The sequence below is a fragment of the Roseibium alexandrii DFL-11 genome, assembly GCF_000158095.2.
Lineage (GTDB): Bacteria > Pseudomonadota > Alphaproteobacteria > Rhizobiales > Stappiaceae > Roseibium > Roseibium alexandrii.
The window spans coordinates 2,969,259-2,994,203 of record NZ_CM011002.1 but is presented as its reverse complement, the minus strand read 5'-3'; the positions used below and the strand labels follow the sequence as shown (position 1 = coordinate 2,994,203).

The 24,945-nt window shown below is 55.8% G+C and carries 23 protein-coding genes and 1 tRNA gene; 14 read left to right on the top strand and 10 right to left on the bottom strand.

The window, feature by feature from the left end; all coding sequences use genetic code 11:
• Positions 1–56: 56 nt before the first annotated feature.
• The 4 genes from SADFL11_RS13855 to SADFL11_RS13840 all read left to right on the top strand — a co-directional run bounded on the left by SADFL11_RS13855 (position 57) and on the right by SADFL11_RS13840 (position 2,223).
• Entirely contained in the window at positions 57–443 is a 387-nt protein-coding gene (locus tag SADFL11_RS13855) for a phasin (protein WP_040452851.1), read from the top strand.
• 348 nt (positions 444–791) lie between these two features.
• Positions 792–1,301: a phasin family protein gene (locus tag SADFL11_RS13850; protein ID WP_008194226.1), complete on the top strand. Its 510-nt coding sequence runs from the start codon at positions 792–794 to the stop codon at positions 1,299–1,301.
• A gap of 183 nt (positions 1,302–1,484) precedes the next feature.
• Positions 1,485–1,561, top strand: a tRNA-His gene (locus tag SADFL11_RS13845).
• A gap of 146 nt (positions 1,562–1,707) precedes the next feature.
• Positions 1,708–2,223 (top strand): hypothetical protein, encoded by a 516-nt coding sequence (locus SADFL11_RS13840; RefSeq protein ID WP_186009005.1) that lies wholly within the window; start codon positions 1,708–1,710, stop codon positions 2,221–2,223.
• Positions 2,224–2,225: 2 nt separating this feature from the next.
• Here the strand turns inward: SADFL11_RS13840 and SADFL11_RS13835 are convergent, their stop codons facing one another.
• The 3 genes from SADFL11_RS13835 to SADFL11_RS13825 form a co-directional block, all read right to left on the bottom strand.
• Positions 2,226–2,531, bottom strand: a complete 306-nt coding sequence (locus SADFL11_RS13835; RefSeq protein WP_050776190.1) for a GNAT family N-acetyltransferase — start codon at positions 2,529–2,531, stop codon at positions 2,226–2,228.
• A 63-nt stretch (positions 2,532–2,594) separates the two neighbouring features.
• The gene (locus SADFL11_RS13830; RefSeq protein WP_040451507.1) at positions 2,595–3,299 is read right to left on the bottom strand and encodes a pirin family protein; all 705 of its coding nucleotides are present in this window, start codon (positions 3,297–3,299) and stop codon (positions 2,595–2,597) included.
• A 142-nt stretch (positions 3,300–3,441) separates the two neighbouring features.
• Positions 3,442–3,990: a DUF3291 domain-containing protein gene (locus SADFL11_RS13825; protein WP_040451509.1), complete on the bottom strand. Its 549-nt coding sequence runs from the start codon at positions 3,988–3,990 to the stop codon at positions 3,442–3,444.
• 267 nt (positions 3,991–4,257) lie between these two features.
• Between SADFL11_RS13825 and SADFL11_RS13820 the strand changes: the two genes are divergently transcribed.
• The 3 genes from SADFL11_RS13820 to SADFL11_RS13810 all read left to right on the top strand — a co-directional run bounded on the left by SADFL11_RS13820 (position 4,258) and on the right by SADFL11_RS13810 (position 6,228).
• Positions 4,258–5,085 carry a sulfite exporter TauE/SafE family protein gene (locus tag SADFL11_RS13820; protein ID WP_008196199.1) on the top strand — a complete coding sequence of 276 codons (828 nt, stop codon included), beginning with the start codon at positions 4,258–4,260 and terminating at the stop codon, positions 5,083–5,085.
• Positions 5,086–5,213: 128 nt separating this feature from the next.
• Positions 5,214–5,915 carry an AzlC family ABC transporter permease gene (locus SADFL11_RS13815; protein WP_040451511.1) on the top strand — a complete coding sequence of 234 codons (702 nt, stop codon included), beginning with the start codon at positions 5,214–5,216 and terminating at the stop codon, positions 5,913–5,915.
• Positions 5,908–6,228, top strand: a complete 321-nt coding sequence (locus SADFL11_RS13810; protein ID WP_040451513.1) for an AzlD family protein — start codon at positions 5,908–5,910, stop codon at positions 6,226–6,228. Before SADFL11_RS13815 ends, SADFL11_RS13810 begins: the two co-directional genes overlap by 8 nt.
• On the opposite strand, the gene SADFL11_RS13805 is transcribed toward SADFL11_RS13810, so the two are convergent.
• Positions 6,225–7,766, bottom strand: coding sequence for a bifunctional aminoglycoside phosphotransferase/ATP-binding protein (locus SADFL11_RS13805; protein ID WP_008192133.1), 1,542 nt, complete (start codon positions 7,764–7,766; stop codon positions 6,225–6,227). The two genes, SADFL11_RS13810 and SADFL11_RS13805, sit on opposite strands and share 4 nt — an antisense overlap.
• Before the next feature lie 126 nt (positions 7,767–7,892).
• Between SADFL11_RS13805 and SADFL11_RS13800 the strand changes: the two genes are divergently transcribed.
• Both SADFL11_RS13800 and SADFL11_RS13795 read left to right on the top strand, forming a co-directional pair.
• On the top strand, positions 7,893–8,273 hold the full coding sequence (locus SADFL11_RS13800; RefSeq protein WP_008193842.1) for a hypothetical protein: 381 nt from the start codon (positions 7,893–7,895) through the stop codon (positions 8,271–8,273).
• Between the two features lie 188 nt (positions 8,274–8,461).
• The gene (locus SADFL11_RS13795; RefSeq protein ID WP_008192696.1) at positions 8,462–10,126 is read left to right on the top strand and encodes a thiamine pyrophosphate-binding protein; all 1,665 of its coding nucleotides are present in this window, start codon (positions 8,462–8,464) and stop codon (positions 10,124–10,126) included.
• 67 nt (positions 10,127–10,193) lie between these two features.
• Here the strand turns inward: SADFL11_RS13795 and SADFL11_RS13790 are convergent, their stop codons facing one another.
• Together SADFL11_RS13790 and SADFL11_RS13785 are read right to left on the bottom strand one after the other, a co-directional pair.
• Positions 10,194–12,926: a bifunctional acetate--CoA ligase family protein/GNAT family N-acetyltransferase gene (locus tag SADFL11_RS13790; RefSeq protein ID WP_008194411.1), complete on the bottom strand. Its 2,733-nt coding sequence runs from the start codon at positions 12,924–12,926 to the stop codon at positions 10,194–10,196.
• A 116-nt stretch (positions 12,927–13,042) separates the two neighbouring features.
• Positions 13,043–13,876 carry a universal stress protein gene (locus SADFL11_RS13785; protein ID WP_008194621.1) on the bottom strand — a complete coding sequence of 278 codons (834 nt, stop codon included), beginning with the start codon at positions 13,874–13,876 and terminating at the stop codon, positions 13,043–13,045.
• Positions 13,877–14,024: 148 nt separating this feature from the next.
• On the opposite strand from SADFL11_RS13785, the gene SADFL11_RS13780 reads away from it, so the two are divergent.
• From SADFL11_RS13780 to SADFL11_RS13760, 5 genes are all read left to right on the top strand, one after another.
• A complete protein-coding gene (locus SADFL11_RS13780; protein WP_050776041.1) occupies positions 14,025–15,812 on the top strand; it encodes a sensor histidine kinase in 1,788 nt (595 codons plus the stop codon).
• Entirely contained in the window at positions 15,809–17,224 is a 1,416-nt protein-coding gene (locus tag SADFL11_RS13775; RefSeq protein WP_050776042.1) for a sigma-54-dependent transcriptional regulator, read from the top strand. The genes SADFL11_RS13780 and SADFL11_RS13775 overlap by 4 nt, the downstream gene beginning before the upstream one ends.
• A 227-nt stretch (positions 17,225–17,451) precedes the next feature.
• The gene (locus tag SADFL11_RS13770; RefSeq protein ID WP_008191980.1) at positions 17,452–18,468 is read left to right on the top strand and encodes a C4-dicarboxylate TRAP transporter substrate-binding protein; all 1,017 of its coding nucleotides are present in this window, start codon (positions 17,452–17,454) and stop codon (positions 18,466–18,468) included.
• A 74-nt stretch (positions 18,469–18,542) separates the two neighbouring features.
• Positions 18,543–19,187 carry a TRAP transporter small permease subunit gene (locus SADFL11_RS13765; protein ID WP_008196647.1) on the top strand — a complete coding sequence of 215 codons (645 nt, stop codon included), beginning with the start codon at positions 18,543–18,545 and terminating at the stop codon, positions 19,185–19,187.
• Positions 19,184–20,554, top strand: coding sequence for a TRAP transporter large permease (locus tag SADFL11_RS13760; RefSeq protein ID WP_008195314.1), 1,371 nt, complete (start codon positions 19,184–19,186; stop codon positions 20,552–20,554). Before SADFL11_RS13765 ends, SADFL11_RS13760 begins: the two co-directional genes overlap by 4 nt.
• Before the next feature lie 50 nt (positions 20,555–20,604).
• Here SADFL11_RS13760 and SADFL11_RS13755 read toward each other — a convergent pair whose 3' ends face one another.
• The 4 genes from SADFL11_RS13755 to ilvA form a co-directional block, all read right to left on the bottom strand.
• The gene (locus SADFL11_RS13755; RefSeq protein WP_040451516.1) at positions 20,605–21,129 is read right to left on the bottom strand and encodes a DUF805 domain-containing protein; all 525 of its coding nucleotides are present in this window, start codon (positions 21,127–21,129) and stop codon (positions 20,605–20,607) included.
• Between the two features lie 168 nt (positions 21,130–21,297).
• A complete protein-coding gene (locus SADFL11_RS13750; RefSeq protein WP_008192503.1) occupies positions 21,298–21,657 on the bottom strand; it encodes a DUF805 domain-containing protein in 360 nt (119 codons plus the stop codon).
• Between the two features lie 389 nt (positions 21,658–22,046).
• Positions 22,047–23,615, bottom strand: coding sequence for an exodeoxyribonuclease VII large subunit (gene xseA, locus SADFL11_RS13745; RefSeq protein ID WP_040452857.1), 1,569 nt, complete (start codon positions 23,613–23,615; stop codon positions 22,047–22,049).
• A 69-nt stretch (positions 23,616–23,684) separates the two neighbouring features.
• Positions 23,685–24,941, bottom strand: a complete 1,257-nt coding sequence (gene ilvA, locus SADFL11_RS13740; protein WP_008195389.1) for a threonine ammonia-lyase IlvA — start codon at positions 24,939–24,941, stop codon at positions 23,685–23,687.
• Between the last annotated feature and the right edge of the window lie 4 nt (positions 24,942–24,945).

Sequence of the window (24,945 nt, the reverse complement as noted above, 5' to 3'; positions counted from 1 at the left end):
GGAAATATCTCACGAGAACATTTCCTATTCATTTTCGATATCCAAGGAGCGCGATGATGACTGCTGACAAAACCGGCTTTGAAGTGCCAGAACAGATGCGTGACTTTGCCGAAAAGAGCGTTGACCAAGCGCGCAAGGCTTTTGACGATTTTATGGGCGCCACCCACAAGGCAGTGAGCAATGTGGAAGAAAGCGCAAATGTCGTTCAGGCAGAGGCGGCTGATGTCAACAAAAAGGCGCTTGGATATGCAGAAGAGCATGTCGATGCGGCTTTCAAGTTTGCCCAAGAACTGGTGAAGGCTTCGAATGTCGAAGACATGATGAAGCTGCAGCAGGACTATTTGCGGACCCAAATGGAGTCGCTCGGCGAACAAGCCAGGGAGTTCTCCAATTCCGCGACTAAAGCAGTCTCCGAAGCCACGAAGGCCGCTCAAAAAGACTGATCTAACATGTAGGAAAGTGATCGGATCTGGCACAGATTATCTGTGCCAGTCGATGTTTGGCTCATGCGGCTGCACTCGCTTGGCCTCGCTTGTTGAAATATGAGATTTCCAAAATCGACAATGTTGTGTCTTGGAGCGGCCTCACACCTTTAGTCGCGCACGAGCCACCGACAAGGCAAAAACGCCCGGGGACGCAGCGGAAAGTTTATTGTGCACTGCAAAAAAATATTGCAATGCAGCAAAAGATATCCTATGTAGGGAATGCGGATGACGACAGGGTCCGTCGGAAGATGACCGGCGGAGATCAAAATTACCAATGATCGCATCCGAACTCTAGGAGATGAGATCATGACTGACACGACAACTGCTACCAAAACAGCTTCAAAAGCCCGCACAACCAAAGCCAAAGCCGCTCCGGCTGCTGCTTTCCCGGACTTCGAAGCTTTCGCAATGCCGAAAATGGAAGTTCCGGCTGCTTTCCGTGAAGCAACCGAAAAGAGCATCGAGAGCGCACGTGACACCTACGCAAAGGTCAAGACTGCCGCTGAAGATGCGACCGATCTGATGGAAGACACTTTCGAGACTTCCCGTCAGGGCGTTGTCGAATTCAACCACAAGGCTGTTGATGCCGCCAAAGTCAACGCCGACGCCGCCTTCACCTTTATGAAGGACATCATGTCCGTGAAGACCCTGGCAGAAGCCATCGAGCTGCAGTCAACGTTTGCACGTCAGCAGTTCGACAGCCTCAGCACTCAGAGCAAGGAAATGCAGGAACTGGCAACCAAGCTGGGCACCGACGTTTCCGCTCCGGTTAAAGAAGCCATGGAAAAATCCTTCAAAGACATGAAGGTAAACTAAGTCTATCGGCACATGGTGCCTGGACAGCGTATTGTGCCCGGAGCTGAAAGCTCCGGGCATTTGCTTTTCAACAAGCAAAAATTTCTGAAAATTGACGCTTGCCGGTCTGGCAAAACGGCGTTAGAAGACGCCCTTGAAATTGGTGGACGGGAAGTTCGCCCCGTGCCAATTTAAAGACCTTGTGCAGACGTAGCTCAGTTGGTTAGAGCGTCGGATTGTGGCTCCGAAGGTCGGTGGTTCGAATCCACTCGTCTGTACCACTTCTCTCCCACACACAAATTGACTCCCCCAATACCCTGATGGGTCTCAGAACTCCATTAACGGAAGCGTGCTAGCTTGCATCTGATTTTTGAGATGCGGCGGCCATATGCGTGTCCGTTCATCAGATTTTCGGGGAGTGAGTATTATGGCGAAGGAACGGCTGGGATTGTGGGGTAGATTGATCCGGTTGCCGGGGAATTTGCTCCTAGCCTTGATCAACGCAACAGCTGTTTTGATCATCGTGGCCTGTGTGCTGGCTATTTTTGTAATGAATAAGGTCGAAGAAACAGGCACGCGGGTGGCGGGAGCCGTGACTGGCGCGACACTTGCTCGTTTGCAGGTCACGCCGGCCGAGTTCAAGAACAATCTGGAAAGCTTGGATGCCAGGCTCAGCGAGATTGCCGAGCGCTTGAATGACAGGGGAGAGGTATCGGATGCTGCGCTCCGCCGCCAGCTGAGCGAGCTCAATGCCAATCTTGTCGGTTTACGCCAGGCCGCCGATGGCATCCGGTCTGCGGGGCCAGACATTACCGCAGCCGCGTTTGACAAGGCTGGCGATCTTTTGACAGATTCGCTCTACACCTTACGCGGCTGCGGCGTCCCCACCAATGTGGTTATTCAGGAGGACGCTGACATGTCCGCTCCACGATCGTCTAACTAAGGTCAGCCTTGAAAGACATCCGCCCATTCCGGATGTTTTTGTCTCTGCGCATTCACATACGGACACAGTGGCACGATCTTGATGCTGTTTTCCCGCGCATCTGCCACGAGCCGCTCCACGAGCGCCTTTCCAACGCCCATGCCCCGCATGCTGTCGGGAACGCCGGTATGATCGGCAATGATCATATGTTCACTTACGATCGAAAAGGTCAGCTCTGCCGGCTCGTCAATGCCGGCCACCGATGCAACGTAGCGCCCCTTTGCGCCGTCTTTCGTCAGCGTGATTGTGATTTCGGCAGTGTGCGACATCATAAACTCCTTGAAAACAGGCGCGCAGAGTAACCTCTGCGCGCACTTTGAGATGTAGGGCAGTTAGGCGGCCAAATCGAACAACAAGAATTCAGAGTCTTGCTGCGCACTCAACGAAAGCGCGCCTTGCTCCAGGACACCCAGCCCATCGCCAGCATTGAGCTGTTGTCCGTTGACACTCAGTGCGCCCTTGACAACCTGCAGCCATACCTTTCTGCCCGGGCGAGTATCGAACGCAAGGCTGCGATCGGCGGAAAGCAGCGACCCGTAAAGATCAAGGTCCTGATGAATTACGAGCGATCCCTCACGGCCATCACGGGACCCGATCAGCCTCAGTGCATTCTGCCGCTCTTCAATCGGGAACGCCTTTTGGTCATAGCTCGGCGCGAGGCCATCCTGCTCTGGTACAATCCAGATTTGCAGGAAGTGGACCGGATCCGTGTCGGAGGCGTTGTACTCGCTGTGACGGACGCCGGTTCCGGCTGTCATGCGTTGAAGTTCGCCGGGGCGAATGACGGAGCCGGTCCCAATGCTGTCTTTGTGCTCCAGCCCGCCGGAGACAACATAGGAGATGATCTCCATGTTCTCATGCGGATGAGTCGGAAAGCCTGCTGACGGTGCAACCCGGTCTTCGTTGATCACGCGCAGCGCGCCGAAACCGATGTAATTCGGGTCGAAGTAGGAGCCGAACGAAAAAGTGTGTTTGCTTTTCAGCCAACCGAAGTCGGCATCGCCGCGGGCGTCAGAGGCGCGATAAATCTGGGACATGGTGACGATCCTTTTCAAACTTTGGCGGGGATGTCCCGCGCTGCTGGGGCTAAGATCGTCATGAGTATTGTTTTATACAATGAGCCGAACGTTTAACGATTAGTCATCATTTATTGAACAATCAAATGACTTGCTGATGGCATCACTCGTTATCAGCAAGGGCCTGGTTTTCCCTTGCGATGGCCTTCACCCGCGCCGCATCCGGTTTGACGGCTTGGCCATCCGGAGCAAAGGCTTTTCTGAACGAAAACGCCCTGTCGTTTGGTCCGTTGTCCATTAAATCTTCAAATCGGCTGACTGCTTCCGTCCAATCCGGCTGGTGACCAGCGGGAACCCACCACAAGACATATTCCGGGACAACGGGTCTTGCGAGGTGCCATTTGCTGCCCTGCCGGTAGGCGTGTCCATGGTAAGTCGCCGCCATGAGGGCCTCGATCGTCTCCCAGACAGACAGTGTGGAGGGTGCCCATCCGTCACCATTGCTGTTCTCCCAGCATTTGGGAAAGACCTGCGGTCCCCAGCTCATCGGCCCTTCCTCGCCCTCGTATCCTGAGCGCGCGATGAAACCGCTCGCGCGGTCCATTTCCGCGAACGCGCCCGGCTCGGCATCACGAAAGCCTCTTATTGATTCTGATTGATAGGGAGCGATGAACTGATTGAATGTGTAAACCGCCAAGTGATGTGACTGCATTGGGCCTCCTTGTAAAATCCATCAATCTAGAGGTGCTGAAGAGGGAAGCTGCAAGGAAAAACGAAACCGGCTTGCAGTCAGTTTTTTCAGTGTTGCCAAACTGCATCGGTGGTTGATGGGGCGAACAGGAACCTGTTCCGCAAAGGCAACGCTGTTGTGGTCTTTTGTTTTTCAAGAAGCGGACTATTGTGCGCGCTGCGAACCAATTGACCGGCGGCATCAATTTCGATCTCCGATATCCGCGCTGAAATACGACAAGGAGCCCACGTGGAAGATCTCAGTTTTGTTTCGCTCGCCTTGCTGGCGGGTGCGTTGCTTGCGACCGGCCTTGTCGCCGGGATCATTGCAGGCCTCCTTGGCGTTGGTGGCGGCATCGTGATCGTCCCGGTGCTCTATTACATGTTCACTGCCCTGAAGATCGATCCCGCAATCCTGATGCATGTGGCTGTTGGGACCTCCCTTGCAACTATTTTGGCAACTGGTACCTCTTCCGCACGGGCACATTACAACCGCGGCAGTGTCGATATTGACCTTCTTAAACGCTGGTGGTGGGCCATCGCCATCGGTGTGATTTCAGGTGCAATGATTGCCGGAAACATGTCCGGCGGTGCGCTGACCCTGGTTTTCGGCGTGGTCGCTCTTTTGGTCTCGGCCAACATGTTGTTGCGCAAAGAAGGCTCGGCACTTGCGGACAAACTGCCGGGATCTCCAATCAAGGAACTGCTTGGATTCCTGATTGGTGGTATCTCGGTGATGATGGGGATTGGCGGCGGGACCCTCGGCGTTCCGACATTGACATTGTTCAATTATCCGATCCGCAAGGCTGTCGGCACCGCCGCTGCAATTGGGCTTATCATCGCGGTTCCAGGCACATTAATGTCGATCTTTTTTGGCTGGGGCGCAGAAGGTCTCCCCCCCTTGTCGCTCGGCTATGTAAACCTGATCGGGTTCTTCTTGATCATACCCGCGTCAACCTTCGCCGCGCCGCTTGGGGCGAAAATTGCGCATGCGATTGATCCTTCCAAACTCAAACTGATCTTTGCATTGTTTCTCGGCTTTACCGGCCTGCGCATGATCTACGATGTCATGATGTGATCCGGCGAATTCAGCAAATTTGTTGATCAAGTTGATGAACAACTTTCATTGGTTCTCTCCAAGCGGATCAGGGATAATGATGGAAAGATGTTCACCAATGATCAGCGCTGGCTGGCAATAGGAAGTTTATGTTGGAACGTAATGTTACCCTCAGCTTTAAGGGCTGTGTGCAGGGGGCTTTGCTTTGTTTGCCGGGGTTTCCCGGTGTGGTCGCGCTGGGCGTCGTTTTTGGAACCGTTGCGGCACAAAAGGGCCTGACTTTTCTGGAAACAATCATGATTAATTCGCTGGTTTTTGCTGGAGCCAGCCAATTCGTTGCGATGGAAGTTTACAGTGACCCCCTGACCTGGGGCACGCTGATCGCAATGGTCGGTGTGACCGCCGCCGTGAACATGAGGATGTTGTTGATCGGCGCCAGCCTGCGTCCGTGGCTTGGACAGGTGCCAGCCTACAAGACCTACCCAGCCCTTTATTTCCTGACCGATTTGAACTGGCTCATTTCTCTTTCTGAATACGAGAAGGGGACCCGGGACTGGGGTGTCTATCTCGGCAGCGGTCTATTCACCTGGACTGTGTGGTCACTGTCTGTCATCCCCGGCTATTTTGCGGGAAGCCTTATTTCTGATCCCAAAGCCTTCGGCCTGGACGTCATTTTGCCTGCTTTCTTCGCCGCTCTCTTGGTTCCACTTTGGAAGGGCAAGCGCCAGACCGTCAGCTGGCTGGTTGCAGGGGCAGTTGCCACGACGACATGGGCTTTGGTCGGCGGGTATTGGAGCATTTTCACCGGTGCAATAGCCGGGGCACTGGCGGGGGCTTATCTCGATGACTGAGGGTATGTTTTCCGCAGACGCAATGTTTGTGCTTGCAGTACTCGGCATGACCGTTGCTACATATATCTTGCGTGCCGGTGGGTATTGGGTCATGGGCCGTCTGCCTTTGACCCAACGGGTTCGCCGCGGACTTGAAGCTCTGCCCGGCGCGATCATTGTGTCGACCATCTTGCCAATCGTGTTGCAGGGCGGACTTGCGGTGGGTCTCTGCCTCATCGTTGCAGCTGCTGCGCAGATCAAGCTTCGCAAGGAATACATCGCTGTTTTCTGCGCCGCGGCAGCTGCTGCCGGAATGCGGGCAGCCGGGATCTAGATCACGGACTTGGCCCGCTCCAGCGTTATCTGTTCCGTGCCGCCGGCGTCGATCGTTTCCCAGGTCATGGCACCAATATCATAGGTCAGTTGCCGGTCGACAATTTCGGTCGTTGCATCCGATGCATCGCCCGCCCGGGCGGCAACGCGGCTTTTGAGCGTATCGGGATTAGCATCAAGCCAGATCCCGTGAAACTCGGATTCGACACGGCCGGCAATCGTCTCGATCGCGTCCCGTTCCGTCTCCGATGCAAACACTGCGTCGAAAATCGCAGAATGACCGGCAGCCAGCACAGCTTGCATATCGCCGTCTATTGCCTGGTAGACTTTGTCCGACGCTTCTTGCGTGTAGGCGCTTGGTGGGGCTTTTTCTGTTTCGGAAAGTCCGAGAAGACGTTTGCGCTTGACGTCGGTTCGCAGGACCCGCGCACCTGGGGCGCGACCGACATCAGGAGCGAGCCCATAGGCAACGGTGGTTTTTCCGGTGCCGGACAACCCGCCGATAGCGATCAGTTTTGTCGGCGTAGGCTCCAGGAAAGCCAAGGCATAGCCGAAGTATTCTTTCGCTTGGTTTTGCTGATGTTCTTTCGTGACAGGATCTGCCTGATTGAGCGCGGAAGCCGCTGCGATCTTGGAACGGATTGCCGCGCGCATCATCATGTAGAAGGGGAGCGCGGCCAAACCCTCAATGTGTTCGGGCAGATTGCTCAAGTCCAGATACCGGTTGAAGACCCGATTGGCGGCCGACTGTTGTCCACGCTCCCAGAGATCCATCAACAAGAACGCCAGATCGTACAAGACGTCATTCGTCGCGATGGCATCGGAAAACTCCACGGCATCGAACAAGACCAAAGCATCGTCGATCAAAACGATGTTCCGCAGGTGTGCGTCGCCATGACAGCGTCGGACAAAGCCCATTTCCCCTCGTCTCAGGATCAGATCGTGAATTGAGGAGAGCGCAGTACGCGAGGCTAGCGTCAGGTGTTGAACGTCGTCCGGCGGGAACAGGTCCGGATGTTCCCGGAAAGCAGCGTCATTTTGCTCTACGTAAGACGCCAGTTCTGCGAAAAAGTCATCGCCTTTGCGAAGGGGGGCATTTGTATGCGCATCGACCATCATCTGAGACAGCTTGTCACAAAGATCGTTAGAGAAAAGGGTGATCTTGGCCAAGATGTCCAGCTCGTCCCGGCGTTCGAACCGGTTCATTTCAACAGCCCATTCGACGGGCTCTCCGGTGCCATCCAAGGCCAGTGACCCGTCCCTTTGGCGTGTAATCGCCAATGCGCGCCGGTACACTTGCGGAGCATTGGCCTGATTGACCGTGATTTCCGCTTTGCATGCCTCCTCGCGCAGCGCCAATGTCGAATAGTCCAGGAAAGGGAACTTTACAGCTCGTTTGACCTTGTAGGCCTTGGGCCCCACGAGAAACACGATGTTCGCATGCGTGTCGATGCGAACGACATCTGGGCGTGCCGGATCATCGGACGGAAGGCTGTTGAGAAAGGCAAGCGCTTCGGTCTGTCTTTCTGCATGATCCATATCGTGTCCTTTATCTGTCAACACGCAGTCTGCAGCTTAAGGGCGTTCACAGGTTTGATTCTTCTCAATGTCAGGCAACAGCGATGTGGCACATATAGACTTCAATGTCAGTAGAAGGAGGGCACCATGAGCGATTTTCCAGCTTTGAAAAAGATCAGGCTGAACCTGGCCCGGACGAAAGAATTCCCGCAAGGCTCGGCGCGCCATGGGTATGAATTCACGGCACCTTTGGACGAGACCGGGCATATCGATGCTGGTCTCTGGAAAAAGGAGCGCGATCACTGCCGTGTTCGCCGGTTTTGGGGCGATGAAGTAGAGGAAATCGGTCACTTGATCCACCGCCCGGGTGGGTCTTGGGCCTTTCACTATGACATCGACGGCGATGACGATGACGAAGCGGGGTACCGGTTCGGAACACACGCCTTCACACCTGGTGAATATGTGTCGATCAAGGATGAGGATGGCGACTTGCACACGTTCCAGGTCGTGACGGTTCAATCCATCTGACCACGACGCTTGTTGCGATCAATCACGAAAGAGCGCCATTCCGGCGCTCTTTTTATTTTGGGTGAGTGTAAAGTTTCTCACCAATTGGAATGATCTTATTGCCAATTAATCTAATAATTCCCTCTCACCCGAACGTGTTTGTTACGCTATAGAATGAACATTAGTTTTTAAGGCTCGGGACAACGAACATGACACAGAAAACCGGTGGCCAATTGTTGGTGGACGCTCTTGAGCGCCATGGCGCAGAGCGGGTCTATTGCGTGCCCGGGGAGAGCTACCTTGCCGTTCTGGATGCTCTGCATGATGCGTCGATCCCGGTGACAGTCTGCCGTCAGGAAGGCGGCGCTGCGATGATGGCGGATGCGCACGGCAAACTGACAGGCAAACCGGGGATCTGCATGGTCACACGTGGCCCGGGTGCTACCAACGCATCGGCCGGTGTTCATGTGGCAGCTCAGGATTCAACACCGATGATCCTGTTCATCGGGCAGATCGAGCGCGGTATGCGCGAACGCGAAGCCTTTCAGGAAGTCGACTACCGGCAAATGTTTGGCGGTATCGCCAAATGGGTGGCCGAAATCGACCATGCTTCGCGTGTGCCCGAATTCATCTCCCGCGCGTATCATGTCGCGACCTCCGGCCGTCCGGGTCCTGTCGTTCTGGCGCTGCCGGAAGACACGCTCGTTGAACTCGCCGATGCGGCCCAGCCACCGGCCTGGCAACAGGTCGAAACGCATCCGGGATTGTCTCAGACGGCAGATCTGCAAAAGCGGCTCTGGGACGCCGAGCGCCCGATTGCGATCTTGGGTGGAAGCCGCTGGTCTGAAGATGCGGTTGCGGCCTTTACCCGTTTTGCTGAGCGCTTCGATCTACCGGTGGCCTGCTCCTTCCGCCGGCAAATGCTGTTTGACAATCTTCATCCGAATTATGCCGGCGATGTTGGTATCGGGATTAATCCGAAACTGCTGGATCGTGTAAAATCCTCGGATCTAATTTTGTTGGTGGGCGGCCGCTTGTCTGAAATGCCGAGCCAGTCCTACACCTTGCTGGACATCCCGTCGCCGGCTCAGCAGCTGGTGCATGTCCACGCCGATCCGGAAGAACTAGGCCGTGTCTATCGCGCGGACCTTTCCATCAACGCCAGCCCGACAGGGTTCTGTAAGGCGGTAGAAGGTCTCCAACCGCCAGCCGAGCTAAAAGGTGCAGGCGAAGCCGCCACGGCACACCAGGATTATCTGGAGTGGTCCGGTGCCCGTCCGCAAACGCCGGGCGATCTCCAAATGTCGGGTGTCATGGACTGGCTGGAAAACAATCTTCCTGAGGATGCCATCTGCACCAACGGGGCAGGCAACTATGCCAGCTGGCTGCATCGCTTTCACCGCTTTCGCCGGTTTGGAACCCAAGCAGCGCCAACATCCGGGTCGATGGGTTATGGCCTGCCGGCAGCCGTTGCGGCCAAGCTGACATTTCCGGAGCGGGAGGTCGTATGTTTTGCCGGTGATGGCTGCTTGCAGATGACGATGCAGGAGTTCGGGACCGCCTGTCAGGATGGCGCCAACATCATCCTTTTGGTAATCGACAACGGCATGTACGGCACCATCCGCATGCACCAGGAACGGACGTATCCGGGCCGCCCGTCCGCCACCAAGCTGGTCAATCCTGATTTTGCTGCGATGGCCCACTGTTACGGCGCGTTTGGCGAAACGGTTCAAACAACGGATGAATTCGGTCCGGCCTTTGAGCGGGCGCGTGCTTCCGGAAAACCGGCCATCTTGCATCTGAAACTGGATCCGGAGGCGATTACTCCTGCGGCCAGCCTCTCGCAAATCCGGACCGCAGCTCAGCAGAAGTAGTCACCGATCCCTTACAGAATGACAGAGCACATGGCGGTTCTGATAAACCGCCCGGCTCGCTCTAGGGTTAGCTGTCATCTTCTGGAAGATCGCTGACCGGCAAAACCACGTTGGAGATCCCGGGATCGTCAAGGGACGTTGTGATCTTGAACCCGAGCGCCTGGCACATTGAGATCATCGAGGTGTTTTCCTTCAAAACCTCACCCTTGATGGTCTGGATGCCGTCGGCTTTAGCGTATCGGATGATCAATTTCATGAGCGCCCAGCCAAGACCGTAGCCCTTCAGGTCTGAGCGAACCATCACGGCATATTCACCGGTCTGGTGATCAGGATCTGCGTGCAGGCGGACGACACCCAGAAGCGATCCGTCGTCCGGATCAAGCGCGGTGAACGCCATGGCTCTTGCGTAATCAAGCTGGGTGAGGCGGGCGAGAAAACGGTGGCTGAACTCCCGAACCGGAGCAAAGAAACGCAGGCGAAGATCTTCCGGTGAAATCTGCTCAAAGAATGCCTTGAACATGTCTTCATCTTCCGGCCGAACCGGCCGGACGAAAATCTGCCATCCGCCTTTCACGGTCAGCGTTTGTTCCCACTCATTGGGGTAAGGCGCGATCGCCAGCCTGGATCCGCCTGTCCGGCCCGGTTTCTTTTCCGGGTGGCACAGGGTCATACGTGCGTCCAGGGCGATCAATCCGCTCGGCAGCAACACCATTGGATTGATGTCGAGTTCCTGAATTTCCGGAATGTCGATCGTAATCTGAGAAAGCTTGACCAATGCTTCTGCAAGAGCCGGTTTGTCGAGTGAAGGACGGGACGGGCCGCCATCCAAAAGCCGCGCAATCCGGGTCCGGCCGATTTGCGCTTCAGCCAACTTGAGATCGAGCGGCGGCAGCTCAAAGGCTATGTCCTCGCTTTCTTCAATGGCTGTACCTCCCTGTCCGAAAACAAGCACAGGGCCGAATTCAGGGGTTTCGGCAAGCCCGAGATAGAGTTCAAGCCCGTGCCGGTCTTCAAGCATGGGGTGTACGGAAACACCTGATATGCGCGCATCCGGGTATTCTTTCTGCGTCTTGGCAATCAGTTCGCGCGCCGCGTCTTCAACGGCCGCTGGGTTCTCAAGACCGAGCCGGACACCATCGATTTTTGACTTGAAGGGCAGATCGGGTGAAATGAGTTTGGCAACGCAGTGTTTGGCTGTCTTGAAAAACGGTTCCGACAGAGCGCCCACATCCTCAGGCTTTTCAGCCATGTCGGTTGCCATGATCGGAATGTCATAGGCAGCCAAGATATCGCAGACTTCCTTCGGTGTGAGCCAAATGCGGTCGTCGGCGAGCGCCGCCTCGACGATTCCCCGGGCCTGTGCGCTATTCGGCGTAAAATTGGCCGGAAAACTCGGTGGGGCCGCCATCAGGAATTCCCGCGCCTGGGCATCATGCGCCAGATGCATCAGGCTTCGCGCAGCTTCCGCCGGACTTGCGTAATTCGGAACTTTGGCTTCCGTTAGCACTTCGCGTGTTGCGCTGTCGCCGCCGATCAGCCCGGCAACCAGGGCTTTCCGCCGTCCCGGCCTTTTCCTGTCCAATGTCGCCGCCTCTGCAACGGCCTTTGCCAGAACGGGGAGGGGCTGGAAAGCACTTGCAGCCTGCAGGACAACAGCACCATCGACATTCCTGTCTTTCAAGACGGTCGTGATCGTTTCAGTGAGGTCTTCGGCTGCTGTCGCTTCGCGCAAGATGATTGAGGCTTGAGCGGCCGAAGTGTCGTCCAGATCGTTTGAGGGGCCGAGAAACTGCTGCAAGTGTTCCAAGGTTTCCGGGCTCAGCGACGCAAATTGGGCGCCAAGGGCGTCAAGTCGGTCATAAGCAAGATTTGCAAGGCTCCGGCCGTTCGCGATGACCGCAAGGTTCCGGCATTGAGGAACGCGGACATGAGACAACGTTTCAAGCGCCTCGAACATCTCATCAAGGTCGTAAACCCGAAGGAGGCCGGCGCGGCGGAACGCCGTCTCATAGACAAGATCCGACTTTGCGAGCCGGCCGGCATGCGTTCGCCCCGTTCCACCTGTATCGCGGCTGCGTCCGGAGCGAAGCACGATGACGGGTTTGCCGCGTGCTGCGGCCCGGGCGGCAGACATGAATTTGTGGGGAACCGCGACGCCCTCCAGATGCAGGACAATGGCACGGGTGCGGTAGTCTTGTGCGAAATAGTCGATCAAGTCGCTGACATCGACGTCGATGCGTGCACCGAGTGAGACGATTGATGAAAACCCGGTGTTGTGTGTTTTCGCCCAGGACAGCGTTGCATTCAAAACAGCGCCGGACCGGGAGAAAAAAGCGATGTCGCCCTTGCCGGGCACTTCGGCGCTTAAAAGCGCATTCAGGCCCTTTGCCGGAACGGAAATACCAAGACTGCCCGGTCCGATCAACCGGAGCGTGGTCTTGCGGGCAGCCTCCCGGCAGGCTTGCATGATTGGCTCCGGCCAGTATTCATACCCGGGCGAGGGGATCAGAACGGCTCGGGTCCCGCGGTCTCCGAGCTCTTCAATCACTCTGGGCAGTTTTTCGGCCTTGGCGAGGTAGATCACAAGATCGGGCGCGTGTTTCAATTCGGCCAAAGATGAGACGCTGGTCCCGTTGAACGGCACCGAATAATCAATCCCAACCAGAGAAACCTTGTGTTGGGTTTCAATGGCCTGAAGGCAATCGATGAGCTTGTCTGTCAACACGCCCGGATGGCGGCAGGGACCAAGGACAGCAATGGATGTTGGTGCAAAAAAACCATCGAGATTGCGGATGGTCACGTCGGGATCCTTTCCCGGTCAACAGCAGGCAGATCGAACAGTAGCGGAGATTTAAGACAAAAAAATACCCGCACCCAAAAAAGTTGGGTGCGGGATTGCGGCATATCGACAGGCCGTTAGTGGGCCATCAGAACTGGCACTGTCATGGCTTCCAGAATTTCGCGCGTCGCTCCGCCAAACAGGAATTCACGCATGCGGCTGTGGCCGTAACCGCCCATCACGACAAGGTCGTTGCTGTTGTCCGTCACATAGTTCAGGACGGTGTCTGCAACACCGGTCTGTGGATTCGACACCACATCGATCGTCACATTCATGTTGTGGCGGGCGAGGTAGTTGGCCACTTCCGCACCTGGCTGGCCAGCTTGCGAGTTTGCCTTTTTCTCGATTACCAGGACTGTGACCTTGTCTGCCTTTTCGAGCACCGGGATCGCAGAGAGGATGGCTCGCGTTGCCGTCGAACTGCCGTCCCATCCAACCAGAACGTTTTTTGGTTCAAATGACTTGCTGCCGATATAAGGCACCAACAGCACCGGAACGCCGCTTTCAAAAAGAATTGTTTCGATCAGAAGTTCGCGCATCGGCTCCGGTTTGTCTGGATTGCTCTGGCCAATCACCACAAGGTCTGTTGGCCGGCAATGCGCCAGAACGTTATCGAGCGGGCCACCTGTGAGGATCTCTGCCAAACGGCTTTCGTTTTTGACGCCGGCAAGGCGGGCAAATTCGTCGAATTGGTTCTTGGCGTCTTTCGCTGCTGCGATGGCTTGATCATGGGCTGCTTGAAGATAATCGACGGGCATGGGAGCTGCGGCAAATGCCGGGACAACCGGTTCAAACGAAACCGCAAGGCCAGTCACATGTGCATCATGAACCCGGCCGAACTCCAAAGCATATTTTGCTGCCGGCTGATCGCCCGCCAAATCCAGGACCGTCAAAATATCTTTAATTGGCATAATACCCTCCTATGGCTGGCAGTCAGTTTTGCCCCAGCCTTGTGAAAAATCTATATGCCTTCGCAATTTGGCGTCTTTGACCCTTATCAATTCAGGTTTGGAATAGCCGTGTGCTGGCGGCCAGGACAAAAATCGGTAATAAGAAGCCATGTCGACCCGTTGGCTCATACTCTTGCTACCGCCTGTTTTCATGGTGGTCGCTGCGGCTGTGCTCGCTTACGTCTTCCAGGAACTGGATGATGATAACGTCGACCGCATAGCTGCAGAGCGGCTGACGCTCTACCAGCAAACCATCATCGGCGAATACCAGAAATACCGCTATCTTCCCTACATGATTGCCCGGGATCCGCGCGCCACGGCAGCAATTGGTCTCGGCCAACCGGTGGAAAGCGCCAATCGTTTTCTGGAAGAAATGGCGGAAAATTCTGGTGCAGATCTTCTTTATGTCATGAACGCCGCTGGGACGACGCTGGCGGCCAGTAACTGGCAAAAGCCGCTTTCGCTTGTCGGCCGGAACTATGGGTTCCGGCCATACTTCACGGCGGCGATGCGAGGTGAGGAGGGGCAGTTTTTTGCCATTGGTTTGACCACCGGCCGCCCCGGCTTGTTTCTGGCGCGGCCGACGCCGGTCGAAGGGGATCCGGTTGGGGTTGCGGTCGTTAAAGTGGATACCAGCCAGCTTGAAAACGCCTGGGCGGAAGGTGGAGAGCTTGTCTTTGCTACCGATGCAGACGGTGTGATTTTTCTGTCCAGCCAGCCAGAGTGGCGCTATCGGACTTTGGCCGAGCTTCCAGCGGCAACGCGAGATGCCATTGCCAGCAGTCAGAAATACGCAAATGAACCGCTTACTCCGATCAGTGACGCGCCGGTGACGGGGCCAAACCAGCTGACCATTGACGGGCAGGCCTATCGGCACAACTCGACCGATGTGGATCTGCTCGGCTGGAAACTGCATTTCCTTGTCCCGCAGGCAGAAGCGCACAAGAGCCTGCTGCCGATATGGGTGATCACCCTGACGCTCTGTCTTCTCTATGCGGTGATTGTGCTTGGATTGCGCGGGCAGAGACTTCGCCGGGCCTCCGCGGCACTCCGTCAGGAATCAGCGGATCTGAAAGAACTGAACCAGCGGTTGGTTGGCGAAATCAAGGAGCGCCGCCGCGTAGAACACGCGCTTTTGGAAGCACAACGGGGCCTTGCGCGCTCCAACCGTCTCGCCGCGGTTGGTGAAATGTCCGCCGCCGTTGTGCATGAGCTGAGCCAACCCTTGGCGGCGCTCAGAATGTTTGTAGCTGGCACCCGCAAGTTCCTTGAAAAAGGTGATACCCACACGGCTGCAGAAAACCTTCAGGAGATCGAATCCCTTCAGATGCGCATGGCGAGCCTGACCCAGGAGCTCAAGAGATTTGCCCGTCCGGGCGAAAGCCGGATAGAAACCGTCGATCTTCGCGACAGCATTCTCGCGGCCGAGAAAATCGTCCGTCCCAGGTTTGAAGAAACAGGTGTTGCCCTGATAATCGAGATGCCAGACCTGCCCTTGATCGTTGAGACGGCCCCGCTTCGGATCGAGCAAATTCTCGTTAATCTGTTGCGCAACGGCGCAGATGCCGCCGCCGCAGAAGACAATGGTGAAGTCCGGTTGGATATTGTTGAGACTGGGGACACGGTTGTCGTGCGGGTGCTCGATAACGGCCCAGGGATCCCAATGAATCTTCGTGAGCGTATTTTCGATCCATTTTTCTCGACCAAAACAAGTGCGGAAGGGATGGGGCTTGGTCTGGCGATCTCCATGCGTATTGCAGAAGATCTCGGCGGCGACTTGGCAGTCTCCGCCAACGTGCCGCGCGGGGCTGCCTTTGAACTCACGGTGCCGGCTGTCAAATCGGCAGAAACGATGGATACACCTGTTGTCCGTCTGGAAGCAGAAGTTGCTGAATGACAACGCTTAACTCGAATACATCTCAATCTGTGAACACCCCGGTTCTGATTGTTGACGACGATCCATCCATGCGTGCAGCGCTGCGTCAATGGATCCGGCTTGCCGATTTTGAGACGATCGAGGTGGCAACGGCTGACCAGGCCATGGCGGTTCTGAGCCCGGATTTTAGTGGCTGTATCGTCACGGACGTAATGCTGGATGGTGATGATGGCATGACCTTGCTGCGCAGGGTTGGGGAGTTGGATGGTGATCTGCCGGTGATCCTGATCACTGGCCATGGCGACGTTCCAATGGCAGTGGATGCGATGCGCTCCGGTGCTTATGACTTTGTCGAAAAGCCTTTCGATCCGGACCTGATCGCGGAGGTGGTCCGCAGGGCCTGCAACCGCCGCGCGCTTGTCCTGGAGAACCGGGCGCTGAAGACCCAGATCGCGGACAGTTCAAGCCTTGAAAGCCGGCTGATCGGCAACAGCCCGGCCATGCAAGTGCTACGCCGACAGATCCTGCATTTTGCGCAAACAGATGCTGCGGTTCTGATCACCGGTGAAACCGGGACGGGAAAGGAAGTGATCGCTCAGGCGCTCCATGAGTTCAGCGCCCGCAAGAATGCTCCGTTCATGGCGATCAACGCGGCTGCGTTGCCGGAAACGATGGTCGAGGCCGAACTGTTCGGTCATGAGGCGGGAGCCTTTACGGGTGCGGACCGCCAACGGATCGGGCGGATCGAGGCTGCGAATGCCGGCGTCTTGTTTCTGGACGAAATCGTATCAATGCCGATGCCGCTCCAGGCAAAACTGCTTCGGGTGCTGCAAGAGCGGAAGGTCGACCGAATTGGTGGCCACCGGCCGGTTGACGTCGATATCCGGTTGGTGAGTGCGGCAAATGTTGATCCGCGGGAAGCGGTGGCTTCCGGCCGCTTGCGGGAAGATCTTCTATTCCGGTTGAATGCAATCGAACTTGAAATTCCGCCTCTGCGGGAACGTGGCCGGGACAGCATCTTGTTGTTTGACACATTCCTCAACCGGTTTGCAGTTCAATACGGCATGGAGGCTCCAACGCCGAGCGCGCTTGATGAAGCGTTTATGCAAACCTACGCATGGCCGGGGAATGTTCGTGAACTGCGCAATGCGGCCGAGCGGTTCGTTCTGAACGCCCAGGTCAATCCGCAACCGCTGGAAACGCTCGTCACGGGCCGGCGCGATGACGTGCCGCCAATGGGGGCAGGCGGATTGAAGGATCTCATGGACGCTTACGAACGGTCTTTGATCGAAGGGGCCTTGAGGCGTCATGGCGGCAAGGTTGCCGACGTCATGCGAGAGCTAAACGTGCCCCGGCGGACGCTCAATGAGAAGATGGCACGCCTCGGATTGAGCAGGGATCAAGCGAGCGACCCGGAACCGGGAACCGCCTGAAACGCGGCGATCGGCGGAAAATCGCCGACAGTTTATGAGCGTCGGCAAGATCTCGCCTAGGTGCATTGCGGTAGTTTTGTATTGAGCACGAAAAAGCCGCCAGTTTGCCCAGATTCCGGTTGTCAATTGAAGCTGGCACGGGTCATGCTTATCAGGCTCTGACTTGGTCAGCCCCTCTTTGCTGGCCGGGTGGTCAAAAGATTGAGCCAATAATCTGGGAGGATTGCATGCTCACGTCACTCAAAGCTGCGACCGCGGTATCCGCGGGCGCCCTTGCCCTTATTTTCGCAACCGAAACTTTCGCTGCCGATGTCACCTGGAACGTGTCCCTTTGGGGTAAGCGCCGGGCGTTCACCGAGCATGTCGAGAAGCTTGCCGAGCAGGTCGCTCAAAAGACCGACGGCAAGTTTGAAATTGTCCTGCACTATGGTGGCGCGCTGTCCAAGTCCCGTGAGAACCTCGATGGTATCTCCTTCGGCGCTTTCGAGATGGCTCAGTTCTGCGCATCCTACCACGCCGACAAAAACCCGACATTGACCGTTCTGGAACTTCCGTTCCTTGGTGTTTCCGACCTTGAGACCGAAGTTAAGGTTTCCAAGGCGCTTTACGAGCATCCAGCTGTCCAGCAGGATCTCGGCCGCTGGAACGCCAAGTTGCTGATGCCGTCTCCAATGCCGCAATACAACTTTGCAGGTAAAGGGGATGCGCCGGTTTCTGTTTCCGATTTTGATGGCATGCGTGTTCGCGCACTCGGTGGTCTTGGCAAATTGATGGAAGCAGCCGGCGCTGTTCCGACATCTGTTACCGCATCGGAAACCTACCAGGCGATCGACTCCGGCACGGTTCAAGCAGCAGGCTTCGCACCGCATGCGCATTTGTCTTTCCGGGTTGTCGAAGTTGCAGATTGGTGGACCAAGAACCTGAATCCGGGAACCGTCCACTGCCCGATCGTTGTGAACACCGACGCCTATGCAGCACTTCCAGATGACTTAAAGGCTGCGCTCGATTCTTCGGTTGACCCGGCACTCGATCACTACCTGGCAACCTACGCCAAGGTCTACGACAAGTGGTGGCCGGAGCTGGAGAACCGTGGTGTTCAGCAAATCGAGTATTCCGATGCGGAGTTGGCAGCCTTTGCAGAAAAAGCTGGTCCGATCCAACAGGCGTGGATTGAAGAGCAAACGGCCAACGGTTTGCCGGCTCAAGAGCTGCTCGACATGGTGAAGAAGACCATCGCTGAATAACGTCAGCCGTATTTAAAATTGACGACGTCACTCCGGCGCTCAGTGCCGGAGTGACTTTTCACAGGGCTGATTTTATGAACACTTCTCCCCAAACGGGCGGTTCTGAATCCGACCGTCCCACGACGTATATCCGGTTCGATGGATGGCTTGGTCACGTTGAAAACGGGTTCAACATGATCGCTGCCTTCTCCATTTTGTCGCTAATGTTTTTGGCTGTTGCTCAGGTTCTGGGCCGGTTGTTCTTCAACACGCCGATCCCGGGTTTTATCGACATTACTGAGCAGGCCATGGCAATTTTTGCGTTTGCAGGGGTTGCGTATTGTCAAAGGGTTGGCGGGCACATCCGCATGGAAATCGTGCTCGGGAAATTGCGCGGCAGAACACTTTACATCTTCGAAATGATCGGCGTGATCGTGATCGCCTTTACGGTTGCCCTATTGATCTGGGGCTCCTTGTACCACTTCGATCGATCCTGGTCGATTGGTGACAGCACGATGGACATCCGGCTTCCGACCTGGCCGTCAAAGCTCGTGATTCCCGTTGCGCTGAGCCTGCTGTTCTTGCGTCTCCTTATGCAGATCTATGGATATGCCCGCCTGGTGCGCAATCCGGATCTTGAGCCAGTTGCCGTGCCTGTAATCGAGGACGTTGAGAAGGTCGCCCAACATGAAATCGAAGAAGCCTTTGGCGACGACGCTGTTGCAGGAGACACCAAATGACACCGTTTGAAGTAGGTCTCCTGATGACCGGCGTATTGCTGGTTCTGGTCATCATGGGTGTACGGGTGGCCTTTGCTGCTGCCTTCGTTGGTCTGGTTGGTCTTATTCTTCATTTCTCGTTGAAGATGGGTTTTGAGCGCGGCTTCTTTGTTGCTCTCAAAATGGCGGGAACGATCCCGCATTCCAAATCCGTCACCTATGCCCTCTCGGTTTTGCCAACCTTCATTCTGATCGGCTTCCTAGCCTTTTACGCAGGCTTCACGAAACAGCTGTTTGAGGCTGCCAAGCGCTGGCTTGGCTGGATGCCGGGTGGCATGGCCGTCGGCACGGTCTTCTCCACTGCAGGCTTTGCAGCCGTATCCGGTGCATCTGTGGCGACGGCTGCGGTCTTTGCGCGCGTTGCAATCCCGGAGATGCTGAAAGAGGGATACTCGCCAAGACTGTCCGCCGCTGTTGTGGCAGCAGGCGGAACGCTGGCATCTTTGATCCCGCCATCTGCAATCCTGGTCATCTACGCGATCCTCGTTGAGCAGTCGGTCGGCAAACTGTTGATCGCGGGCTTCTTGCCCGGTGTCTTCTCAGCCCTGATATATGTGGCAATCATTGTGGGTGTATCTGCTTGGCGCGGTGATGCGCCACCCATCAAGGGGTTCACGTGGAAGCAGCGGTTTGAGAGCATCCCGGGAACGCTGCCAATCTTGGCGGTCATCGGGATTATCTTCTGCTCGTTCTTCTTTGGACTGGCCACGCCAACAGAGGCCGGCTCACTCGGTGCTTTCGTGGTTCTGATGGTCGCTTTTGCAAAGGGCATGAAGTTCCAGCAACTCGGTCAGGCGCTTCATGAGACGGCCAAGCTGACGGTCATGATTTTCACCCTGATCTGGGGCGTTCTGGTCTATGTCCGCTTCCTGGGCTTTGCCGGTTTGCCGGAAGCGTTCCGGGATTTCATCGTCGCCCTGGAGTTCTCTCCGTGGCTGATCATGATCTGCATTCTGCTGGCCTATGCCGTGCTGGGCATGTTCATGGATGCGATCGGGATGCTGATCCTGACCCTGCCGGTAGTCTATCCGGCTGTGATGGCGCTAAATGGCGGCGAAGGTGTTTCTGCGGCCGACAGCACATTTGGCATGTCGGGCGAAGCATGCGCGATCTGGTTCGGTATTTTGGTGGTGAAGATGGCGGAGCTCTGTTTGATCACGCCGCCTATTGGGCTGAACTGTTTCGTGGTCTCGGGCGTGCGCCCGGACATCCCGGTTCAGGAAGTCTTCCGTGGCTGTATCCCGTTCTTCATTGCAGACGTTCTGACGATCGCAGGCCTGCTCGCCTTCCCGTCGATCATCACCTGGCTGCCATCCTTGATGGGGTAGATCTAAGGTCGAGTTTATCCAAAAAGAAAGCCGCCGGATTTCCGGCGGTTTTATATTCCGTATTTGTTGCGGCCCTGGGTTCCGGCAAAGAACATGTTTTTAAAGGTTTGCACCAATAGGATTATCGAACCTGCTATAGGAATAAACCAGCTGAACACCCAGTATCCAGACACTCCACGATCGTGCATTCTGCGTACAGTTACGGACCAGCTAAAGAGTGAATTTAAAAATACGAATGGCATCAGCCAAAAATATTCAGAAAAAAATTCTAGAAACGTGTAGTCCTTGAGATGTTCATTTGAAAACATCAAAGCAACGAAAAAAATAAGTATCAATATGTGAATGGTATGCAGGTACCAATACATTGCTCTGCCAAGCCGCCCTTCAAATGAAAAAATGAATGCAACACTGTTCAGAAGTATTGTTCCGATGGAAACGTCATGATCGTCCTGAAAACTCGATGACTGTTCAGATTTTGCGGGTGCAGTGTAATGTTGTGCACCAATGTAGACCGGGTTTCGCTTCGTTCGCGTTTCATCAATACCGCGTCTACCAAACTCTTTTCTGCTATTCATAAAAAACACCTTCAAACAACTAGAAATATATACTCTAAGAAAAACCCTTAAAAGTAGCGTTAAGGCTGCTGTCAAATTGAATAGTTAAGTTGGCTATCGTCGAGTTTTGCGGAGGGTGTCCGGCGTAGGCAAAGTGCTGGCCCTGCTTACTTCGGCGCGCAAAAATCGTTAAAGATCGTAGCGGTTTGCGCCCTTGGTTCCGGGCATTAGGCTGTTGGCCAACAGCAAATAGACGTTCAGAAACGGAACGAGATAACCGAAGTACCAATACCCTGTCACACCACGGTCCTGAAACCGGCGCGCTTCGAGAGAGAAGCGCAGCATCATCATGACGAAACAGAACGTCAGGAATCGGAGCACAAAACCGATATCATGGCTGGCAGAAGCAATGTCTCCCCAGTTGAAAGAGCCTGCGGTTTGGGCGAAGGCAATGTAGCCAATGATGGATGTGACCGTGTAGGTCGATCCGATAATCCAGTAGTCGAGCCGGGAGACCCGGCCTCGAAACCCGAACAAGGTTCCACCCACGAAACACACTGCAGACCATGGGCCAGACGTTTTGCTGGGTTTGGTTTCTTGTGTCGCGGCAGTGTATGCAGGAGCCGTAAATGTTGTTGAGGCTACCTGCGGCAGCGAGAGACCCCGAGCCGTGTTTTGCTGTTCCAACTGCTTTTGCAAGTCGTTAGACGTTACGCGCATTGCCTAAAACCCGTCATTCACCCGATGAGATCTTTATATACGGACGCCCCGGTGTGTTCTCCGCCGGGGAAGTCCGTCCATAGAGCTCTATTCTTGAAGCGGCAGTCTAGGGGCGGCGAATTAAGTGTTCAGAAAAGGAATGTATAAAATAGTTTTCAAATTGAGGGGTTACGCAATCTGCATGATCCGAGGGTTGCAGCGAGCTCCGCAACAAAGTCCTAAAACAGATTACCCTGGTCAGCGGCGGGTTTGTGTGAAGCAGCTTTTTTGGGGCCGGTTGTTTTGGGTTTCTTTGGCGCTGAGCTGCCGCTCATGGCAACAGCATCCAGTGTACCATCGGCCAGTTCAACGGACAGCGCTGCACCAGTCTCAACCGCGGAAGTGGATCGGATCGGTTGGCCATCAGCATCGCGCACCACGGCATAACCACGGGCGAGAACATCCTTGTAGGAAAGCGACTTTAAAAGTTTTTGCAGGCCATCCAACTTGGCTGCACTGTCCTTAAGCTGGGTCAGGTAGGCCCGGTCAAGCCGATCGCCGAGGCCAGTTACCCGCTCCTTGGAAAGTGCGGTGTGCTGAGACAGCCGGGAGGGTGTCAATCGGGCCACGATAGCGTCAAACGCTTGGCGTTTTTGCGCAATCCCGACAGATAGGGCCCGCTGCTGCCGATCCCCGGCAACCAAAAGATCCTGCCGTGCCTTGGTGCTGAGCCGCGTGAGCACTATAGGGGACAAGCGCGCCGAAGCGTTCTGATACGTGGAGCGGTGATGCTTGGTGTTCACGATCAGGCCGCGTTCCAGGCTGTTGGCTGCCGTGTCGAACCGTTGTCGGGGCAAAGCCAACAGATCACGTGGGGCGGGGAGCGCAGCACTAGCGGCGCGCAGCTCCGTTCGCCGTGACCCGACAAACCTCTGCAAGCCGGTCGAGAGGCGGCGTGCCCGGTCATCGACCATAGACATGAGCTCGGCCTTGACCGGGACCGCAATCTCGGCTGCCCCGGTCGGCGTCGGAGCTCTGAGATCTGCTGCCAGATCGATTAAAGTCCAGTCGGTCTCGTGGCCAACGGCCGAAATCAGGGGGATCTGGCTTTCCGCCGCTGCCCTGACAACAGCTTCTTCATTAAAGCCCCACAGATCTTCGATGCTGCCACCACCGCGGGCAACAATGACGAGGTCCGGGCGTGGAATTGTCCCGCCAGTCTGGAAAGCGTTAAAGCCCCGGATGCCGTTGGCAACTTCTGCACCGCTTGTTTCGCCCTGAACCCGGACGGGCCAAACAAGGACATGGACCGGGAAACGGTCGGAGATGCGATGCAGGATATCGCGGATCACTGCCCCGGTGGGGGACGTCACAACGCCGATTACATTTGGCAAAGATGGCAATGGACGTTTGCGTTCTTCGGCAAAGAGGCCTTCGGCAGCGAGCTTCTTCTTGCGCTCTTCAAGCAGCGCCATCAGCGCGCCGGCACCAGCTGGTTCCAGCGCATCGATAACCATCTGGTATTTGGATTGGCCCGGGAAGGTTGTGATCTTGCCCGTTGCGATCACCTCCAGGCCTTGTTCCGGCTGGATCTTCAATTTGGAGGCAACGCCGCGCCAGATAACACCGGACAGCACGGCGCGGTCATCCTTCAGATCTAGGTAAATGTGGCCCGATCCCGGCCGCGAAATACGTCCCAATTCGCCGCGCACCCGCACATAGCCGAATGCGTCTTCCATCGTGCGTTTGATGGAAAACGAGATTTCCGAGACGGAAAACTCAGCGACGTTGGATGGGGTATCGGCCAATTGCGTGATTCCTTTTTGCCCCGTGAAATTGGCGGTTGGGATGACGCCGGTCAAGGGCAGGTCACTGCGTCAGATCACGAAGTTCGCGATTGCCTCATTGTCCGTAATGTCTTCCCAGCGAATGTCGGACCGGTCGAAGCTGTCATGCAGGGTTTGGAAGTTTTCCGGCTGTTTTGTCTCAATGCCGATTAGGACAGAGCCGAAGTTGCGGGCAGATTTTTTCAGGTATTCAAACCGCGCGATGTCATCGTCCGGGCCCAGCAGAGACAGGAAGTCTTTCAACGCACCCGGACGCTGTGGCAACTGGATGACATAGTACTTTTTGAGGCCGGAGAATTTCAGCGCCCGCTCTTTCACCTCCGGCAAGCGTTCGAAGTCGAAGTTGCCGCCCGAAACCACACAGACGATTTTCTTCCCCTTCACCTGCTCCATGGGGAGCCGATTGAGTGCATCAATTGCCAGCGCTCCTGCCGGCTCCAAAACGATTCCTTCAATGTTGAGCATGTCAATCATGGTCGCGCACACACCGTCGGTGGGGGCGAGGACAACGTCTTCTGGCGCGAAGGTGGAAAGTTGTTTGAAGTTTTCTGCGCCTATTTGGGCAACCGCTGCGCCATCGACGAAGTTATCGACCAAGTCAAGCCGCACCCGCTCCTTTGCTTGGAGGCTGTTGTGAAGGCTGGGAGCGTTTTCCGGTTCCACCAAGCTAAATTTCGCGGTGAGGCTTTTTTCGGAAAAATACCGGCTCACACCCGCAGACAATCCGCCTCCGCCGACCGGCAGGATGAGCCGGTCCCAGTCGGTGCCTTCAGGGGTCTGTTCCGCGATTTCCTTGCCGACGGTGGCTTGCCCCAGAATGATTGTTTCGTGATCAAACGGCGGCACCATCAGGCCATTGTTCTTAGCACAGTATTCCAGAGCAGCCTTGTTCGCGGCGTCAAAGCCGTCACCGATGAGTTTGATGTCTACGAGTGGCGCGCCAAAAGATCGGGTCTTCTGGATTTTTTGTTGAGGCGTTGTGAGCGGCATGAAGACGATGCCCGGCTTGCCGAAATGCCGGCATGCAAAGGCAAAGCCCTGCGCATGATTGCCTGCGGAAGAGCACACGAAAAGAGCGCAGTCTGGATCTTTGTCCAAGGCCTGATGGATAAAGGCATAGGCACCGCGCACCTTGTAGCTCCGGACCGGGGTCAGGTCTTCCCGCTTCAGCCAGATGTCGGCCTGGTGAAGGTCGGACAGATATTGGCTGTATTGAAGAGGTGTCGGCTCCAGAACTCCGGACAGGAGCTCATGGATCTTGGAGACATCGTCGGCAAACTGTCCCACGTGA

Coding starts and splice junctions, on each gene's coding strand:
- SADFL11_RS13855 (WP_040452851.1), top strand. CDS start 57: ATGACTGCTGACAAAACCGGCTTTGAAGTGCCAGAACAGATGCGTGAC.
- SADFL11_RS13850 (WP_008194226.1), top strand. CDS start 792: ATGACTGACACGACAACTGCTACCAAAACAGCTTCAAAAGCCCGCACA.
- SADFL11_RS13840 (WP_186009005.1), top strand. CDS start 1,708: ATGGCGAAGGAACGGCTGGGATTGTGGGGTAGATTGATCCGGTTGCCG.
- SADFL11_RS13835 (WP_050776190.1), bottom strand. CDS start 2,531: ATGTCGCACACTGCCGAAATCACAATCACGCTGACGAAAGACGGCGCA.
- SADFL11_RS13830 (WP_040451507.1), bottom strand. CDS start 3,299: ATGTCCCAGATTTATCGCGCCTCTGACGCCCGCGGCGATGCCGACTTC.
- SADFL11_RS13825 (WP_040451509.1), bottom strand. CDS start 3,990: ATGCAGTCACATCACTTGGCGGTTTACACATTCAATCAGTTCATCGCT.
- SADFL11_RS13815 (WP_040451511.1), top strand. CDS start 5,214: ATGTTGGAACGTAATGTTACCCTCAGCTTTAAGGGCTGTGTGCAGGGG.
- SADFL11_RS13810 (WP_040451513.1), top strand. CDS start 5,908: ATGACTGAGGGTATGTTTTCCGCAGACGCAATGTTTGTGCTTGCAGTA.
- SADFL11_RS13805 (WP_008192133.1), bottom strand. CDS start 7,766: ATGGATCATGCAGAAAGACAGACCGAAGCGCTTGCCTTTCTCAACAGC.
- SADFL11_RS13800 (WP_008193842.1), top strand. CDS start 7,893: ATGAGCGATTTTCCAGCTTTGAAAAAGATCAGGCTGAACCTGGCCCGG.
- SADFL11_RS13795 (WP_008192696.1), top strand. CDS start 8,462: ATGACACAGAAAACCGGTGGCCAATTGTTGGTGGACGCTCTTGAGCGC.
- SADFL11_RS13785 (WP_008194621.1), bottom strand. CDS start 13,876: ATGCCAATTAAAGATATTTTGACGGTCCTGGATTTGGCGGGCGATCAG.
- SADFL11_RS13780 (WP_050776041.1), top strand. CDS start 14,025: ATGTCGACCCGTTGGCTCATACTCTTGCTACCGCCTGTTTTCATGGTG.
- SADFL11_RS13775 (WP_050776042.1), top strand. CDS start 15,809: ATGACAACGCTTAACTCGAATACATCTCAATCTGTGAACACCCCGGTT.
- SADFL11_RS13770 (WP_008191980.1), top strand. CDS start 17,452: ATGCTCACGTCACTCAAAGCTGCGACCGCGGTATCCGCGGGCGCCCTT.
- SADFL11_RS13765 (WP_008196647.1), top strand. CDS start 18,543: ATGAACACTTCTCCCCAAACGGGCGGTTCTGAATCCGACCGTCCCACG.
- SADFL11_RS13760 (WP_008195314.1), top strand. CDS start 19,184: ATGACACCGTTTGAAGTAGGTCTCCTGATGACCGGCGTATTGCTGGTT.
- SADFL11_RS13755 (WP_040451516.1), bottom strand. CDS start 21,129: ATGAATAGCAGAAAAGAGTTTGGTAGACGCGGTATTGATGAAACGCGA.